The sequence below is a fragment of the Streptomyces sp. NPDC050988 genome (assembly GCF_044456225.1).
Classification (GTDB): domain Bacteria; phylum Actinomycetota; class Actinomycetes; order Streptomycetales; family Streptomycetaceae; genus Streptomyces.
Genome location: NZ_JBITFQ010000010.1, coordinates 39,491 through 54,126 on the forward strand (window position 1 = coordinate 39,491; position 14,636 = coordinate 54,126).

Consider the following 14,636-nt stretch of genomic DNA (forward strand, 5'->3'; position numbering starts at 1 on the left):
CGTTCCAAGCCGAAGGAGCGCCCATGTCCATCACCCCCTTGTGGCCGACCCCCGTTCACACCGCCCTGCTCGCCGACCACGACCTGGCCCGCCTCGCCGACGATCCCACTCAGCTTCCCGGTCTCCTGCCTGCCGGGCATCCCGGCCGGGACGTGCCATGGACCTCGCGAACCGAGGCATGGGACGGCGGATTCCACGCTGCCCTCCGTCACGGCACCGGAACGTGGTGCGCCCTCGTCGTCCTCGACGCGCTCGCCCACGACACCGCCGAGGCGTCGGGGGCGCTGATCCTCCACGACCCTCGGGCGGGCGCCGCCAACGTCGGCCTGCCCGGCCTGCCCTGGGGCCGGCCCGTCACCGTGCCCACCGTTCCCGGCGCGCTCGTGCTCGTCCCGGGCTGGCTTGCCTGGCAGGTCGCCCCCGTACACCGGGGCGAGCACCGCACCGTCCTGGCCGCGGACTCGACGTGAAACGCTTCCAACGGGTGGACGATCCCCTACGCGGCCACACCAGCCGAGCCGGCCGTGGCCGCGTGCCACAGACTTTCGAACCGGCCCGTTGCCCGGCCACCTCGGTCAGGGACGAGCCGCAGGATCCCGCCAGGCTCCTCCGCAGCCGCCATGGTCAGGGGGGCGTCGCCGAGCACCGTCAGCGCGAACGCCCCGCCAGGCGCCACCCGCGCTGCCACGGCCGACGGCAGAACAGCGATCTCGAACCCGAGACCCTCGGCCTCACGCAGCAGCGCTGCCTGCTCGCGCATCACCTCGGGGCCACCGATCCGGCTGTCCAGTGCGCTCTCGGCGAGCAGCACCCGCACGGGCCTTCGGGCGAGCTGGGCAAAGCGCTGCTGGCGCAAGGCCAGCAGCCACAACCTCCGCTCCCGTTCCGCCTCCCCCGCCGTGGCGAGCAACTCGCCGGCGTAGCGGCGGGTACGCAGGACTGCCGGGATCACGCCCGGCGCGTACACGGCTCGGAGCCCCGAGGGCTCCATGTCGAGGTAGTCGCGCATCGCGGCGTCGGTGACATCGGCGAAGGAGTGGTAGCCGCTGCGGCCCATGGCCCGTACAGCCCACTGCTGCACCCGTTCCCGTACGGCGCGCGGCGCGTCGTAGAAGTCGATCAGCCGGTTGATGTCCGCCGGCGCGGCCCGGTGGCGCCCGGTCTCGATCCGCGACAGCTTCGACGCGCTCAGGTAGAGCGCACTCGCGACCGTCTGGAGCGTCAAGCTGCGCTCGGCGCGCAGCTGGTGGAGCTCGTGGCCGAGCAGATGACGCGCGATTGTCGCGCTCGGCTGGATGTCGTGGACCTCGGACAACGCGACCCTCCGTACGATCGGCGGGCGCCGCCCGCAGCGCCGAGCGGCTGTCCTGCCCAGCCAGAGTCGAGGCACCTTGCGGGCGATTCCAGACGAAGGCCCTATAGGACGAGCACGTATCGCTGACAGAACGTCAACGACCGCTCTACGCTGAGTGCGCCATGTCGTCCGCCCCTCTGAGGGGGTCACCGTGCGGCCCAGCGCTCCTACTCGATTAACCGTTCCTGAAGGTCTCTGGAGCCGTCCCGAGATCGCGCAGGCCCTGGTGAGGCGCGACGCCGGCGCACTGTTCCGATTCTTCCGACAGCACACCGGTGCAAGCCAGACACAGGTGGGGAGTCTGACCGGGCTCAGCCAGTCCGACGTCTCGGCCTTCGAAAGGCAGCTTCGCCAGGCCAGGAGCCTGGACGTTCTCGGCCGCATCGCCGCAGGTCTGTCCATCCCTGGTGTGATGCTCGGACTCACCGCCGAAGGTGAGAGCACGAACGCCCGCCGAGGGCGCGAGCTGGCCCCTCTCACCCCCGGCAGCGCGGACGGACCGGGAGGCCCCGATCTGTCCGATGGGAACCAGCAGGCGCTCGGCGATACCGTGGCCTCAGTCATGCATCTGGGAGGCGCGGACGTGGATCGACGGCAGTTTCTGACGGCCTCGGCGGCAATCGGCCTCGCCGCACTCGACCTGCCCGACGCCGAGGCGCTCACCCGACGGGTGAACCGGCCCGGGCCTGTCGCGGTCGGCATGGGTGAGGTCGCTGCCGTCCGGACCATGACCACCGAACTGGGGAACGCCGCCTCCGAAACCGGTGGCGGCCATGCCCGCCACCTCGCCGTGCGCTACCTCACCATCGACGTACGGCGCTGGCTCGACGGCAGGTGCACAGACCCAGTGGGGCGTGAACTCTTCGCCGCGACCAGCCAGTTGGTCCAGTTAATCGGGTGGATGGCCCGCGACGAAGGTCTCGACGGCCTGTGTCAGCGCTACCACCTCTACAGCTACCGGCTCGCAGCGGAGGCCGGCGAGAACGAACTCGCCGCCACAGCCCTGCGCGGGTTGGCCGACCAGGCTATCGATCTTGGCCACATGCCCGTCGCCGTACGGCTCGCCGAGGCGTGCGAACAGCGCGGCCGCAAGCTGGACAACCCCAAGGCCCTCGCCTATTACCGCAACACCTACGCCCGGGCAGCTGCCGCCGATGGCGACCGCACCCGCGCCGCGGATCTGTTGAAGGCAGCCGAGAAGGCGATCGAGAACGCGCCAGTGAAGCCGGGCGAATCCTGGGCCAGCCACTACAGCCACGGCAGGTGGGCTCACGAGGCCGGCATGATCCACGCCAGGATGAGTAATCTGCCCGCCGCGGAAGCCCATCTCCACCAAGCGCTCGAAACGTACGGCCTCGATAGGCGCCGTACGCGCGCGATCGTCCTCGCCGATCTAGGCCACGTCCAGCACAAGCGCGGGAACACCAGCGAGGCCCTCGCAACCTGGCACAGCTTCCTCAACTGCGCGGAAGGCGTGCAGTCCGTACGCATCAACGATGGGATCAGCAACATCCGCGCACGCCTGCCTCGGCTATCGAACAATCCAGAGGGGCAGGCTCTGATGGAGCGACTGGCATCTCGGGCCTGACTACAACCAGCCCTGCGAACGGACTACGAGTAGGACTCGAGAGCCATGTGCCGCGACCGGCCGCCTCGCGGGCCCGCACCGCCTCGCCCTGCGACAGCTCCCGCCACCAGCGGCTGCTGTCTGCACCTCCATCCGCGAGCGGAGCACCAGCCCCCTCGTTTGCGAACGCGTTACGGCCGAATTGCGCGGGTCGGCGGCGCATTGTCACTAGAGTTCCGGCATGGCCGAGAAGGAACATGCGATCAGCCCCGCACGCATCACGAGGATCAGTGAAGAGGTGCGGTCGGTCTGCCCTCGCTTCAACGCCGAGGCGTTCACGCGTGAGGTGGTCGCCGATCTGCCGGACCTGGAGCTGAAAGCACGCATCGCGCGTACCAGCGAGGCTCTTCGGGCCCACCTTCCGGGGACCGCCGCCGAGGCAGTCGACATCCTGCTGCGGTCCCTGCCCGCCACGCCCGAGGCCGCCGGGATCACGAATGGCTCCGGCCTGCACATCTACTCCCCCCACGGCGACTTCGTCGCCCGCTACTGCCGACGGTACGAGGACCTCGAGCACGCGCTGACGGCACTCGCGCGTTTCACCCGGTACTTCACGGCAGAGAACGCCGTCCGGCAATTCCTCAGCGACTTCCCCGAAGAGACGCTCAAAGCCGTCAACAACTGGGCTCACGACTCCGACTACCGAGTGCGCCGCCTTGCAAGTGAGTCCACGCGCCCCAGGCTCCCCGGATCCATCCGCGTCCGGCTGGAGTCCAACACGGCGCTACCCGTGCTTGACCAGCTCTACGCCGACTCCAGCCGGTACGTCACCACCTCTGTGGCCAACCACCTTCACGACATCGCCGAGGACGACCTCGACCTTGTCCTCGACACGCTCGGCCGCTGGAAGGCGGTCTGCCGCGTGAGGCAGACGGACCTCGACTTCATCGCACGGCAGGCCCTTCGCACCCGTCTGAAGAACGGGGATGACGCCGCGTACGGGTTCCTCGGCTACCCGAGCAACCCGCCGGTGAGGCTCACCCCCATCCGGCTTGAGCACAACCAGGTACGCATCGGCGACACCCTGTCGTTCGCCGCGGACCTGACGGCATCGGCAGCAGCGAAACTGCGCGTGAACTACGTGATCTCCTCGCCGACCAAGACCGCCAAGCGCCGGGTGAAGGTGTACGTACTGAAGACGACCGCAATCGCGGCCGGGCAGACCATCGCCCTCAGCAAACGGCACTCCCTGCGGTCCACGGCCACCGTCGCCCTCATGCCCGGCAGCTACACCCTCGAACTCCAGGTCAATGGCCGCAAGTTCGGCGTGGAGGAGTTCCAGGTCCTCGCGGCATGACGGCGCACTCCGGCCCTGCCCCGCCGGGCTGCACCTGGTCCATCGCTCCGGCGCCCTACGGTTCCCCGGCCGTTCAGCAGATGCTCCGAGAGTTCCAGGCATCGCAGGTCACCCTCTACGGGTATGCCGACGACCCCTCCGACACGCCGCCGGGCGAGTTCGTGCCACCACGCGGGCTGTTTCTCCTGGCCCGAGATCCCGTCGGGCGCCCGCTGGGCTGCGGTGGGTGGCATGTCCTTGGCCCGGGCACCGGGGAGATCAAGCGGATGTACGTCCGGCCGGAGGCCCGCGGCCGTGCCCTTGGCCGCCAGATCCTCCAGCTCCTGGAAGCCGACGCTCGCGATCAGAGCCTCGACTACATGCAGCTCGAGACGGGGGCCCTCAACCGCGCGGCCCTTGCGCTGTATGAACGACGTGGCTACGCGGCGATACCGGCGTACCGGGAGGGCCGCACCCCACAGATCAACCGTGCGCTGCGCAGGGCTCTCTGACCCGTTTCGAGAGCCAGGATGCCGCGACTACTGCTGCGTCAAGAGCCGCAGCCCTCTGTGAGGACGGCCGCCAGTTCGTCGACCAGGGCGATGAGACGTTCCAGTTCTGCTCCCTTCCGGGCGCGCCGGTAGCCGCGGCGGCGGCCCCAGAACGCGGACTGGACGGCGCCCAGCTGCGCCCAGCGCCGCGCGCGGTCGCGGTCGAGCTCGGCGGCCTCGGTGAAGACGTCGAGTGTGCGGCGGATCGCTCTGCGCAGGTCTCCTTCTTCGACGAGCACCACGGAGCGGGACTTGATCAGCGTGGCGCAGTCGTAGGCCGGATCGCCGGCCCAGCCCTTCGGGTCTACAGCGAGCCAGGGTTCGCGTACAGCCGGCAGGATGTTGCGGGCGTTGAGGTCGCCGTGGACAAGGATGTCCGGCTGGTCCTGCGCCAGGTCACGGACGGTCGCAACAGCGGCGTCTACGATCCTCGGGTCCAGCGCGTGGGGCATCTCCGCCGTGTGCTGGCGTAGTTGCTCCTCCCACGTCCCGGCCTGATCCTGCAGCCGGGGAAAGCTCGGGGGTGCGGGGATGGCGAGGCGTCGGCTGATCTGTCCAGCGATCGTCGCCACTTCATCGCCTGTTCCGGTCCGTGCCAACGTGGTTGTGTGGGCCCGTTCCAGCAGGATCGCGAACTGCTCGTCATCGCGTTCATACAGCAGGACGGCTCCGCGGCCGCCCCACGCCGTGAAGGCGTCGGGCTCGTACCGGTTCCCCGGATGAGGGAAGGACACCTTCAGCACGGTCGGCTCGCTCGCCTTGCGAAGCGTGGGGACGACGATGCCGACGCCTCCGAACATCACTTCGCCATCCGGCTCGCAGTCCCAGCTCGCGAGCAGCTCATCGACGATGGCGGGTAGTTCGGCGAGCCATGCGGCGCCGCGATCGCCCTCACGGGCGATGGTGCTCCGTACGAACTCCTCGGGTAGACGGATCAACCAGTCCGTCCCCTGCTGTCGGCCTCGGCGAGACACAAACTCGTGCCGTCCAGGAGCCGGCGCCCTCTCACGCGCGACGTGGCCGCCACGGGATGCGTCACGACAGCGGCTCGCGGGAGTCCAGGAATGCCCTCAGCTCCGTGGTGGTGGAGGGAAGGGTGTCGGTGCCGCGGATCCACTGGTGACGGTCGTGCTCGGCCAGGGTGATCGGACCGGGCTTCTCCGGAGTGATCGTGAACACGAACTGGCGGCTGGTGCCGCCGCGTGCGCGGGTGTAGTCGAAGTGGCCGGCGTATTGGTCGACCGACCGGACGGCCAGGCCGGTCTCCTCGACGCCTGCGCGGAGGAGGCAGTCCAGGATGGATTCGTTCTTCTCTCGCTGTCCGGTGGGGAGCTCCCACGTGCCTCCGGGGTAGTCGTCCGGGCTGCGCCGTACGACCAGGAAGGCTCCGTCGCGGACGATGATCCCTGCGACGTTCAGGTCGCGGATACCATCCGCGCGGGCCTGCTCCTCAAGGTCGGCGGACAGTCCGCTGAGGGCCGCGTACCGGGCCAGTGGGCTCATCGGCAGGCCGCGCATGTCTGTGGGGTCGACGAAGGCGAGCGCGGTGCCTTCGGTGAGGACGAGGGAGGCCGGGTCGCCGTCCCAGTTGCCGCGGAAGATGTAGGTGAGGTGCCCGTCGGTGGCGGTGTGGGTCAGCAGGTGTTCGAGCGGGACGTCGAGGCCGGTCTCCTCACGGACCTCTCGGCGGATCGTGGCGAAGGGGCCGGCGTCCTCGGCTTCCGGTTTGCCGCCGTTGGGTGACCAGGTCTCGGGCCAGCAGCTGGCCGTGGTGTCCCGCAGGTGCATGAGCAGGTGGCCGGCCGTGTTGCGGATCAGTGCGAGGGTTCCGTAGCCGTACGGGGCCGCCCTGGGTGTGACAAGGTCCAGGACGCGCCGGGTGTCGGCCTTCACCGACGTGTTCATCGGGAGCCGGTCGAAGTCCGCTGGTGCGATGAAGGCGAGCGCGGTGCCTTCGGTGAGGACGAGGGAGGCCGGGTCGCCGTCCCACCGGCCGTGGAAGACGTGGACGGGGTAGCCGTCGGAGTCGACGGTGAACATGCGGGTCAGCTCGACCTCGTGCAGGCCGACTTCCTCGTGGAGCTCGCGTACTCCGGTGGCGTGCGGGTCGGCGTCCTGCGGCTCGGCGCCGCCGCCCATGGGTGCCCAGGTACCAGGGGCCCAAATTCCGTCCTTCAAGTCCCTCAAATGCATGAGCACCTCGCCGGCCCAGTTCGTGATCACCACCAAGGTGCCGTACGGGTCGTCGGCGGCGGGTCGATCTGGCTGCGGCCGTCCCAGAGCGGCAAGAACTCGGGCCCGCAGCACCGGGTCACCGAGCTGGGAGGGACCGCACCACTCAGCCCCCGCCACCTCCTCGGCCTGCAGTGTCACCTCGGCCGTTCCCGGGGTCCGGAAGAGGTAGCGGATGTCGAAGTGCATATGCGGCGGCTCTCCCTTGGCGGGACGGGCCTCGATCGTGTGGACATCGATCTGGATCGGGGCGCCCCCGCAACACGGCTCGAGCTCGGTGACGCCTGTCTCCTCGGCGATCTCGCGCCGCACGGCGTCCGACAGTGTGCTGTCGGACGGCTCGCAATGGCCGCCGGGTTGGATGCGCAGCCCCGACGCGCGGTGGTGGACCAGCAGCACCTCGTCCGCGTCGTTGACCACGACACCCGAGGTCGTCACGTGACCGCCGAATTCGGTGCGCCGAGTGAGGTCATTCCCAGCTTCGATGCGGTCGAGAAGGGGCCGGAGAAGATCTTGTTCCTCGGGATGGCGACACAGGTAGGCCGTCACAACATCCTGAATGTGCGATGCGGGAATGCCCATGCTGCTCCTCCGTCAACTCCCCCATGACCGCCGTCCCGTCCGTTCACGGCCGTTCGACGGCATGCAGGCGCGTCGACTCGACGAGGAACGGATTGCACCAACAACTCCCGTGTCGGCGTCCGTTCTCGAAGGTGCTGATGCTAGCCGTCGACGAGCCGGTCCAGGGGTCCGCCATCCCGGTCGGCGCGCTGGTCGGCACCCGGTTCGGGTACTTCCAGCCATCTTGGTCGGCGCTCAACTTCGCGGTGCCGCGACTTAGTTCGAGAATCCTTTCTTCTGAGGTCTTCCCAGGTCATCGGGCCACAGCGCCGCAGTCCCGCCCGCTGTCGAACGGTCGCTCGGATTGTCCGGATCGCAGCCCCGGGCCCCGCCGATTGTCAGTGCCGTGCCCGAAGGTTCCTTCCGCACCCCCACCCACATCTCACTGCCGTCCGGGACAGCAGACCCATTCCCCCGAGTACGGCACCGCAGATCCGGAGGACCCCGTTGACGGCCGCCGCGGCAACGAAGAGTTCTTGGCACCCGCGCGCAGGAGATCGCCGCCGCCGCCGTTTCACTGAGACGGCTGGCCGCGCCCCACCAGCTCCCCGGCAGACCCGGCGGCTGGCACATTGCTGCGGCTACCGCCTTCGCGCGCGCACCGGTCACAGCCGACGCATGCACCGGACGCGATGCAGGCCGCCCACAGCAATCGCTCGATCAGGTGACGGCCCCCTGAGTGAGTGATCGAACAGCGGATCACAGTCGCATCACCCAGTCCTCGCAAGGGACGCCCCGCATCCTCGAACTTTTGACCGACACGTCGCCTGCTCTTGCCCGTAACGCCCTTTCCAGCAGCCGAGTTGTCGTGTCGCCAAGCCGCTCACCCTTCCCAGGAGGAACTCATGAATCCCGTCCCCGCCCCTACCGCTGTTCCTCCTGCTTTCGAACAGCGGGTCCGGCTCTCCCTGTTCCCTCTGGCTCACCTCGCGCATGGGGTTGACGCCGTCCGTCCGTTCGCCGCGGATCCGTCACGCCCGGAACCGAGGTGGGGGGCATGAGCGTCGCAAAGCCGATTCCGCCCGCCCTGCTGGGGTGGGCCCAGAGCGTCGTCGGCCCGGTGCACTTCCCCCGCGACGTCTCCCACGACCGCGACAACTCCCTGGTGTGGCAGCTGAGTTGTGCCACAGGAGTTGTCTTCGCGAAGGTGGCGCCGAGCCCGAAGGCATTCGCCCGCGACACCCGCGCCCTGCGGGAAGTAGCGCCGGGCATGGAGCCGGGCACCGCGCCCCTGTTGCTGGCGGCCGACCCGCTCCAGCAGGCCCTGTTGCTCTCCCCGGTGCCCGGTCGCATGGTGAAGTCACTCTCCCTCACCCACGCCGCACAGCGCACTGTGCACCGACATGCCGGAGCTTGGCTGCGGCGCTTCCACGGCGGACCCGGGGAGCTGTCGCCCCAGGACCGTACTGATGCCGCCGCCGAGGTCGCCCGCGCCGCCGCCGGCGCAGAGAAACACCTGGGCCGGGCCGAGGGGCTGATCGGTCCGGAAGGACACCGGACCGTACGGTGGCATGCCGCCGCGCTCGGCCGGCTCGGGCCGCTGCCCGCCGGATATATCCACGGCGACTTCCAGGAACGCAACTGGCTGCTCGATGCTGGCCCCGCAGCCCGTGTGTTCGGGGTGGTGGACCTGGAACGCGCCCGTCCGCACGCCGCAGTCGCCGACCTCGTCCCCCTCGCCTGCGGATCCTGGGTCGGCCGCCGCGACCTTCAGAACGCGTTTTTCGAGGGGTACGGCCGTCTGCTCACCGCTGCGGAGCAGTGGGCGTTGCGCTGCCTGTCCGTGCTGGATGCGGCGAGCGCCATCTCGTGGGGAGTACCCAACGGCGACGATGAGATCGTCGCCCGCGGGCGGGCCACGCTGGCCCGGTTGGAGGTGCAGGCGGCGTGAGCGAGCAGTACTTGAGCCCGGCGCACGTCATCGTGCTGCTCGAGCGTGACGACGGGCGGATCCTGGCGGTGCGGAACAACGACAAGTCCACGACTTCTCCTCGCCAGGTCACCGTGGTCGGCGGAAAGCTGGAGGGGGGCGAGTTCCTCGACGAGGGCGCGCTGCGCGAGCTGCACGAGGAGACCGGCGTCCAGGTCGCCCCCGAGGACCTGAAGTTCTGTCAGACGGTGCACTACCGGGGGCCCGACGGCCTGCGGGTGATCGGCGTGGTGTTCACCGCGCAGCGGTGGCAGGGCGAGCCGTGCAACGCCGAACCGCTCAAACACGAGGCGATCTTGTGGATCGATCCCGGTAATCCGCCGGCCGACTGTCACCCCTACACCCGTGAGGTCCTGGCCAACTTCGTGGCGGGGCGGCTGTACGGGACGATCACCGTCCCGGCGAACGGGGGTGTGGTATGACGGCCACCCCTGAGCCCACTCCGCGCCCGGCTCCCGTCTCCGCTCCTGAACAGGTTGATCCCCGGGCCCTGTGGCGTCACCGCCCGTACGTGCTCTACGTGGCAGGCGAAGCATTGAGTGTGGCCGGATCTTCGGTAAGCAGCGTGGCCGTGCCCTATCTGGCCGTGGTCGAGCTGAACGCCTCCACCGCTCAGGTGTCGGCGCTGGTGTTCCTGTCGCAACTGCCCAGCCTGCTGTTCGCGTTGCACGCCGGGGCGCTGGCCGACCGGCATCCCAAACGCCCGCTCATGATCGGCGGTGACCTGGTGTGCGTGATCGTCCTGCTCGCACTGCCGCTCGCCGCCGCGTTCGACTGGCTGACCTTCCAGCAGTTGGTGGCGGTCGCCTTCGTCCAGGCCACCGCCGGGGTCGTGCACGATGCCGCTGCTATCGCCTACCTCCCCACCCTGCTGGACCGATCGCTGCTCCAGCAGGGAAACTCCCGGATCGGGGGACTGTTCTCCCTTTCCGCCACGGCCGGCAGCAGCCTCGGCGCGGTGCTGGTCTCTGTCCTGGGGGCGGTCCACGCCCTGATCGCGGACGCTCTCTCCTACGCCGTCAGCGCCTGGTGCACGACGCGGATCCGCATCACCGAACCGCCGTCGTCTCCTCGGACCGGAGGTGCGCGGCTGCGTACGGAGATCGCGGAAGGCGTGCGGTACGTGTTCGCGGAGACGACCCTGCGCACCCTTACCCTCACCAACTCGACCGTGAGCTTCGCCCTGGGCGTGCTCAACACGGTGTGGGCGCTGTACTTGCTGCGTGAACTCCGCTTCACCGCAACGGCGTTCGGACTCGTCATGGGCGCCGCCACCCTGGGCAGCTGCGCCGGCGCGCTGCTCGCCCCGCGCATGACCCGGCGGTTCGGTCCTGGCCCGGTGATGCTCGCCGCGCTCATCCTGACCCCGCTCACCCAGATTCCCCTCCTGATCGCGTCCCCAGGGCGCTCCTGGCAGATCGCCATCGGCGCCGCGCTCGCCGTCCAGCTCTTCTGCGCGGCGGCGGCCGGCACCACCCAGCGGTCCATCCGGCAGATGATCACCACGCCGCGGCTACAGGGACGTATGCAAGCGGTAAGCAGCTGGCTGACGGGAGGTTCGCGGCCCTTCGCCGCACCCCTCGCCGGCGCCATCGGCACCCTGCACGGGGTCCGCAGCGCCCTGCTCGTCGGCACCGTTCTCCTGCTCGTCCCGGTCGCCGTCCTGGCCCTCTCCCCGGTGCGCTCCCTGCGCGCCCTCCCCGTTCCGTCACCCGATCCCGCTGGCAATCCCCCGGCCCCGGCCGCCGTTCCTGCCCCCGCCCACGAGCGTGCCCCGCTGAAGAAGGAAGGAGACATGCTGTGACGGAAACCGCCGACCGACTGCATGACGAGAGCAAAGACACCGACGAGGTGAAGGCGGCGCCCGCCACCGAGGAGGAACTGGCGTTCAACCACCCCGGCGGGGACAGCCTGGAGCTGGCCGACCTGCTGACCGGCCGCACCATGGCCCGGCGGCTTCCTTCACTGATCCGCAGGACCTTCTCCCTGGCCTGGGAAGTCGACCGCAAGGCCGTCATCGCCCTTCTGGCCTGTCAGATCGTCTCCGGGCTCTCCGGGGCGCTCGGCCTGTTCGCAACCACCGAGGCGCTGGCCGTTCTGATCGAGACGGCGCACGACACGAGCCGGCTGCCCGAGGCGATCCCGGCCGTGGCCGTACTGGCCGGGACAGCCGCACTGCGGTCCCTGCTCGGAATCGCCATCCAGGCCCTGTCCAACCAGCTCTCCCCGCGCGTCTGCCGCGAAGCGGAGTACAAGATGCTGGAAGCGGCGACCAACGCCGAACAGGCCGCCTACGACCACCCCGGCTTCAACGACCGGTTCGACGCCGCCGAGCGGGGCGTCGACGTCAGCCGGGACATGATCGGCCAGTCCCAGAACTACATCGCCTCCCTGGCCACCCTGACCGCCGCCGCCGTGGTCATCGCCAGCCTCTACCCGCTGCTTCTGCCTCTGCTGCTCATGGCCGCAGTGCCACAGGCGATCGCAGCCATCCGCGGGGAGCGCGTCACCTACCTGGCGGTGGTCGCCACCCACAAGGACCGGCGGGTCAAGACCATGCTGCGCTGGCATCTGATCGCCAAAGACCAGTCCGACCAGGTCCGCACCGACACGATCGCCCCCTACCTGCTATCCAAGTACCGCGCCAGCGCGCAGCGGGTGGAGGCCACCAGCGACACCGCCGCCTGGGACCGGGCCAAGATCGCCGTTATCGGGGCCGCCGCGACGGGGCTGGCGTCGGCGGTGCTGTGGGGTGCCGTCTTCGTGCTGCTGGGAACCGGGCGGATCTCGGCGGCAGCGGCCGGCACCGCCGTGTTCGCGCTGCGCTCCGCGGCCACCGGACTGCAAGGACTCGTCGGCTACGGCCGTGATCTGCTGCGCACCGGGCTCTACCTCGACGACTGGGAGCGGTTCGTCACGGAGGCGGCCGGCCAGCGCATGGCCCGCGGCACGATCACTCCCCCGCGACCGCGCCACATCGCCCTGCGGGGCGTGTCCTTCCGCTATCCGGGGGTGGAGGAGGATACCCTCCACGACGTCGACTTCGAGGTCCGCCAGGGCGAGATCGTGGCGGTTGTCGGGGAGAACGGCTCAGGCAAGTCGACCCTGATGAAACTGCTGTCCGGGCTGAATCTGCCTACCCGCGGCGTCGTCTCTTGGGACGGCGTCAGCGTCGCCGACCTTGATCCGCAAGCGCTGTGGCGGCAGACGTCCGTGGTGCCGCAGGACTTCGCGCGCTGGCCCATGACCGCGCGCGAGAACATCACCCTGGGCCAGCCCCGCGCCGAGGGCGACGCGGCCGTCAGGCGGGCGGCGCAGGCCAGCGGCGCCGACGATGTGATCAGCAAACTCCGGTCGGGGCTGGGCACGTTGCTCGCACGGGAGTGGTGGGGCGGTGTGGCCCTGTCGCCGGGCCAGTGGCAGCGGATCGCAGTGGCCAGGCCGGCGCATCGCGACGCGGGCCTGCTCGTCATGGACGAGCCCACCTCGGACCTCGACGCGCGGGCCGAGCACCGGATTTTCACCGGTCTGCGCGAGATGGCCGGCGACCGGGCCGTCGTCCTGGTCACCCACAACCTGGCGAACACCTCCGTGGCCGATCGCATCGTCGTCATGAGCGAAGGCCGCGTCGTGCAAGAGGGCACCTTCCACGAGTTGGTCAATCAGCCGGGGCTGATGCAGGAGCTGTGGCTCCTCCAGCAGGACCGTGCTGCCTTCCGGACCGAAGGGACAGACGCGTGATCGACCCCCCCCTGACTTACTGGGAGCCGTTGTGGGCATCCGGCCGCCGCTACCGGCAGATCACCGGCACCGAAGAGCAGCTCCTGGCCAGGCACCTCGGTCCAGGCCACGGCCGGCCAGCCCTCGACGTAGGCTGCGGCGATGGTTCGCTGTCGCGCCATCTGCACGATCGCCTCGGCTATCGGACCACCGGCATCGACTGCGCGCCCAGCGCCATCACCCTCGCCGCCGCCGACGCCGGCCCGGGCACGGATCAACTCCGATTCCAGGTCATGGACTTCGCCACCGACGACCTGAGCGAGCTGCCTGAGCCGGCGTTCGCGGTCATCACCTGCCGGCTCGTCTACCGGTTCATCAGCGACAAGGGCGCCTTCGTGGACCGGGTCCGCCAGCTCCTCGCTCCGGGCGGGACCTTCTGGGTGGTCACCGAACTCGCCGAGCGGCGGGCCGACAACGATCGCCGCAAGAGCCTGGGCATCACCGCGTCCGACGTCGAACTCCTCACCTCATGCTGGTCCACCGTGCAGGCCGTCGACCTCGACCGGCTGGCCTGCTTCGCCCTACGCCGTGACACCGCACCCCGATCGGAGAACACGCTGTTGAGCAGCGAAGAGACCAACCGCACGGCATGGACGGCGTACGGAAGGCATCACATCGACCGTGCCACCAAGATCCCCGATGCCCCCCGTATTTGCTGGGGTTTCTGGCCGATCGGCCCGGGCGCCGAGGTTCTCGGCGATCTATCCGGCAAGCGGGTCCTCGACCTCGGTTCCGGCATGGGCAAGTACGCCGCCCACCTGGTGCGGGAGCACGCCGCAGTGGTCGACGCCGTCGAGGCCTCCCCCACCCAGCACGAACGCGCCCTCGCCAGGTACGGCGCTCTGCCAGGACTCAACCTCATCCACGCCGACGCCGTCGAGCACTTGGAAAGGGCCGAGCCGTATGACGTGATCTACTCGATCCACGGCGTGGGCTACATCGACCCGCACCGTCTGCTGGCGGCCCTGCGAACCGCGCTGAAGCCGGGTGGGCTCCTGATCTTCTCCGTCCTTCACACCGACTCCGAGGGCCGCGGGCCTTCACCTACCGTCGCCGCGCGACCGGGCGTCTTGCCGCTCGCCGGCGGTGATCCGTTGTCCGTCCAGATGTGGGTGCTCTCACCGACGCTGTGGGAGGACCTTCTCGTCGACAACGGCCTCCTCGTCGACGCAGTCGAGGTCCTCGACGCGCCCGATGACGGCAACCCCGTTTCGGTCCGTCTCTTCCGAGCCCGCCGGAGCCTGAAGCAGTAGCAGACCACGTAC

General features: G+C 69.5%; 12 protein-coding genes. 9 read left to right on the forward strand and 3 right to left on the reverse strand.

The annotated features are described in order from the left end of the window. The first annotated feature begins 23 nt into the window (after positions 1–23). Positions 24–470 (forward strand): hypothetical protein, encoded by a 447-nt coding sequence (locus ACIBEI_RS22545; protein ID WP_398891493.1) that lies wholly within the window; start codon positions 24–26, stop codon positions 468–470. A 26-nt stretch (positions 471–496) separates the two neighbouring features. Here the strand turns inward: ACIBEI_RS22545 and ACIBEI_RS22550 are convergent, their stop codons facing one another. Then, the gene (locus ACIBEI_RS22550; RefSeq protein WP_398891495.1) at positions 497–1,315 is read right to left on the reverse strand and encodes a Scr1 family TA system antitoxin-like transcriptional regulator; all 819 of its coding nucleotides are present in this window, start codon (positions 1,313–1,315) and stop codon (positions 497–499) included. A 190-nt stretch (positions 1,316–1,505) separates the two neighbouring features. Between ACIBEI_RS22550 and ACIBEI_RS22555 the strand changes: the two genes are divergently transcribed. The 3 genes from ACIBEI_RS22555 (at position 1,506) to ACIBEI_RS22565 (ending at position 4,769) form a co-directional block, all read left to right on the forward strand. Next, positions 1,506–2,942 carry a helix-turn-helix domain-containing protein gene (locus tag ACIBEI_RS22555; RefSeq protein ID WP_398891497.1) on the forward strand — a complete coding sequence of 479 codons (1,437 nt, stop codon included), beginning with the start codon at positions 1,506–1,508 and terminating at the stop codon, positions 2,940–2,942. Positions 2,943–3,162: 220 nt separating this feature from the next. Next, positions 3,163–4,278, forward strand: a complete 1,116-nt coding sequence (locus ACIBEI_RS22560) for a hypothetical protein (protein WP_398891499.1) — start codon at positions 3,163–3,165, stop codon at positions 4,276–4,278. After that, positions 4,275–4,769 (forward strand): GNAT family N-acetyltransferase, encoded by a 495-nt coding sequence (locus ACIBEI_RS22565; protein ID WP_398891501.1) that lies wholly within the window; start codon positions 4,275–4,277, stop codon positions 4,767–4,769. Before ACIBEI_RS22560 ends, ACIBEI_RS22565 begins: the two co-directional genes overlap by 4 nt. 38 nt (positions 4,770–4,807) lie before the next feature. Here ACIBEI_RS22565 and ACIBEI_RS22570 read toward each other — a convergent pair whose 3' ends face one another. Together ACIBEI_RS22570 and ACIBEI_RS22575 are read right to left on the reverse strand one after the other, a co-directional pair. Continuing rightward, entirely contained in the window at positions 4,808–5,746 is a 939-nt protein-coding gene (locus ACIBEI_RS22570; RefSeq protein ID WP_398891503.1) for an aminoglycoside phosphotransferase family protein, read from the reverse strand. Positions 5,747–5,843: 97 nt separating this feature from the next. Further along, positions 5,844–7,478 carry an NUDIX hydrolase gene (locus ACIBEI_RS22575; protein WP_398891505.1) on the reverse strand — a complete coding sequence of 545 codons (1,635 nt, stop codon included), beginning with the start codon at positions 7,476–7,478 and terminating at the stop codon, positions 5,844–5,846. 1,180 nt (positions 7,479–8,658) lie between these two features. Between ACIBEI_RS22575 and ACIBEI_RS22580 the strand changes: the two genes are divergently transcribed. Genes ACIBEI_RS22580 through ACIBEI_RS22600 form a run of 5 tightly spaced genes read left to right on the forward strand, consistent with a single transcriptional unit; the run spans position 8,659 to position 14,624 of the window. Beyond that, positions 8,659–9,552 carry an aminoglycoside phosphotransferase family protein gene (locus ACIBEI_RS22580; RefSeq protein ID WP_398891507.1) on the forward strand — a complete coding sequence of 298 codons (894 nt, stop codon included), beginning with the start codon at positions 8,659–8,661 and terminating at the stop codon, positions 9,550–9,552. Further along, a complete protein-coding gene (locus ACIBEI_RS22585) occupies positions 9,549–10,013 on the forward strand; it encodes an NUDIX domain-containing protein (protein ID WP_398891509.1) in 465 nt (154 codons plus the stop codon). The genes ACIBEI_RS22580 and ACIBEI_RS22585 overlap by 4 nt, the downstream gene beginning before the upstream one ends. Next, the gene (locus ACIBEI_RS22590; RefSeq protein ID WP_398891511.1) at positions 10,010–11,395 is read left to right on the forward strand and encodes an MFS transporter; all 1,386 of its coding nucleotides are present in this window, start codon (positions 10,010–10,012) and stop codon (positions 11,393–11,395) included. Before ACIBEI_RS22585 ends, ACIBEI_RS22590 begins: the two co-directional genes overlap by 4 nt. Then, positions 11,392–13,332: an ABC transporter ATP-binding protein gene (locus ACIBEI_RS22595; protein ID WP_398891514.1), complete on the forward strand. Its 1,941-nt coding sequence runs from the start codon at positions 11,392–11,394 to the stop codon at positions 13,330–13,332. The genes ACIBEI_RS22590 and ACIBEI_RS22595 overlap by 4 nt, the downstream gene beginning before the upstream one ends. After that, on the forward strand, positions 13,329–14,624 hold the full coding sequence (locus ACIBEI_RS22600) for a methyltransferase domain-containing protein (RefSeq protein WP_398891516.1): 1,296 nt from the start codon (positions 13,329–13,331) through the stop codon (positions 14,622–14,624). The genes ACIBEI_RS22595 and ACIBEI_RS22600 overlap by 4 nt, the downstream gene beginning before the upstream one ends. The last annotated feature ends 12 nt before the right edge of the window (positions 14,625–14,636 follow it).

Excerpts from the sequence above, each read along its gene's own strand:
- ACIBEI_RS22545 (WP_398891493.1), top strand. The coding sequence starts at position 24 with ATGTCCATCACCCCCTTGTGGCCGACCCCCGTTCACACCGCCCTGCTC.
- ACIBEI_RS22560 (WP_398891499.1), top strand. The coding sequence starts at position 3,163 with ATGGCCGAGAAGGAACATGCGATCAGCCCCGCACGCATCACGAGGATC.
- ACIBEI_RS22565 (WP_398891501.1), top strand. The coding sequence starts at position 4,275 with ATGACGGCGCACTCCGGCCCTGCCCCGCCGGGCTGCACCTGGTCCATC.
- ACIBEI_RS22580 (WP_398891507.1), top strand. The coding sequence starts at position 8,659 with ATGAGCGTCGCAAAGCCGATTCCGCCCGCCCTGCTGGGGTGGGCCCAG.
- ACIBEI_RS22590 (WP_398891511.1), top strand. The coding sequence starts at position 10,010 with ATGACGGCCACCCCTGAGCCCACTCCGCGCCCGGCTCCCGTCTCCGCT.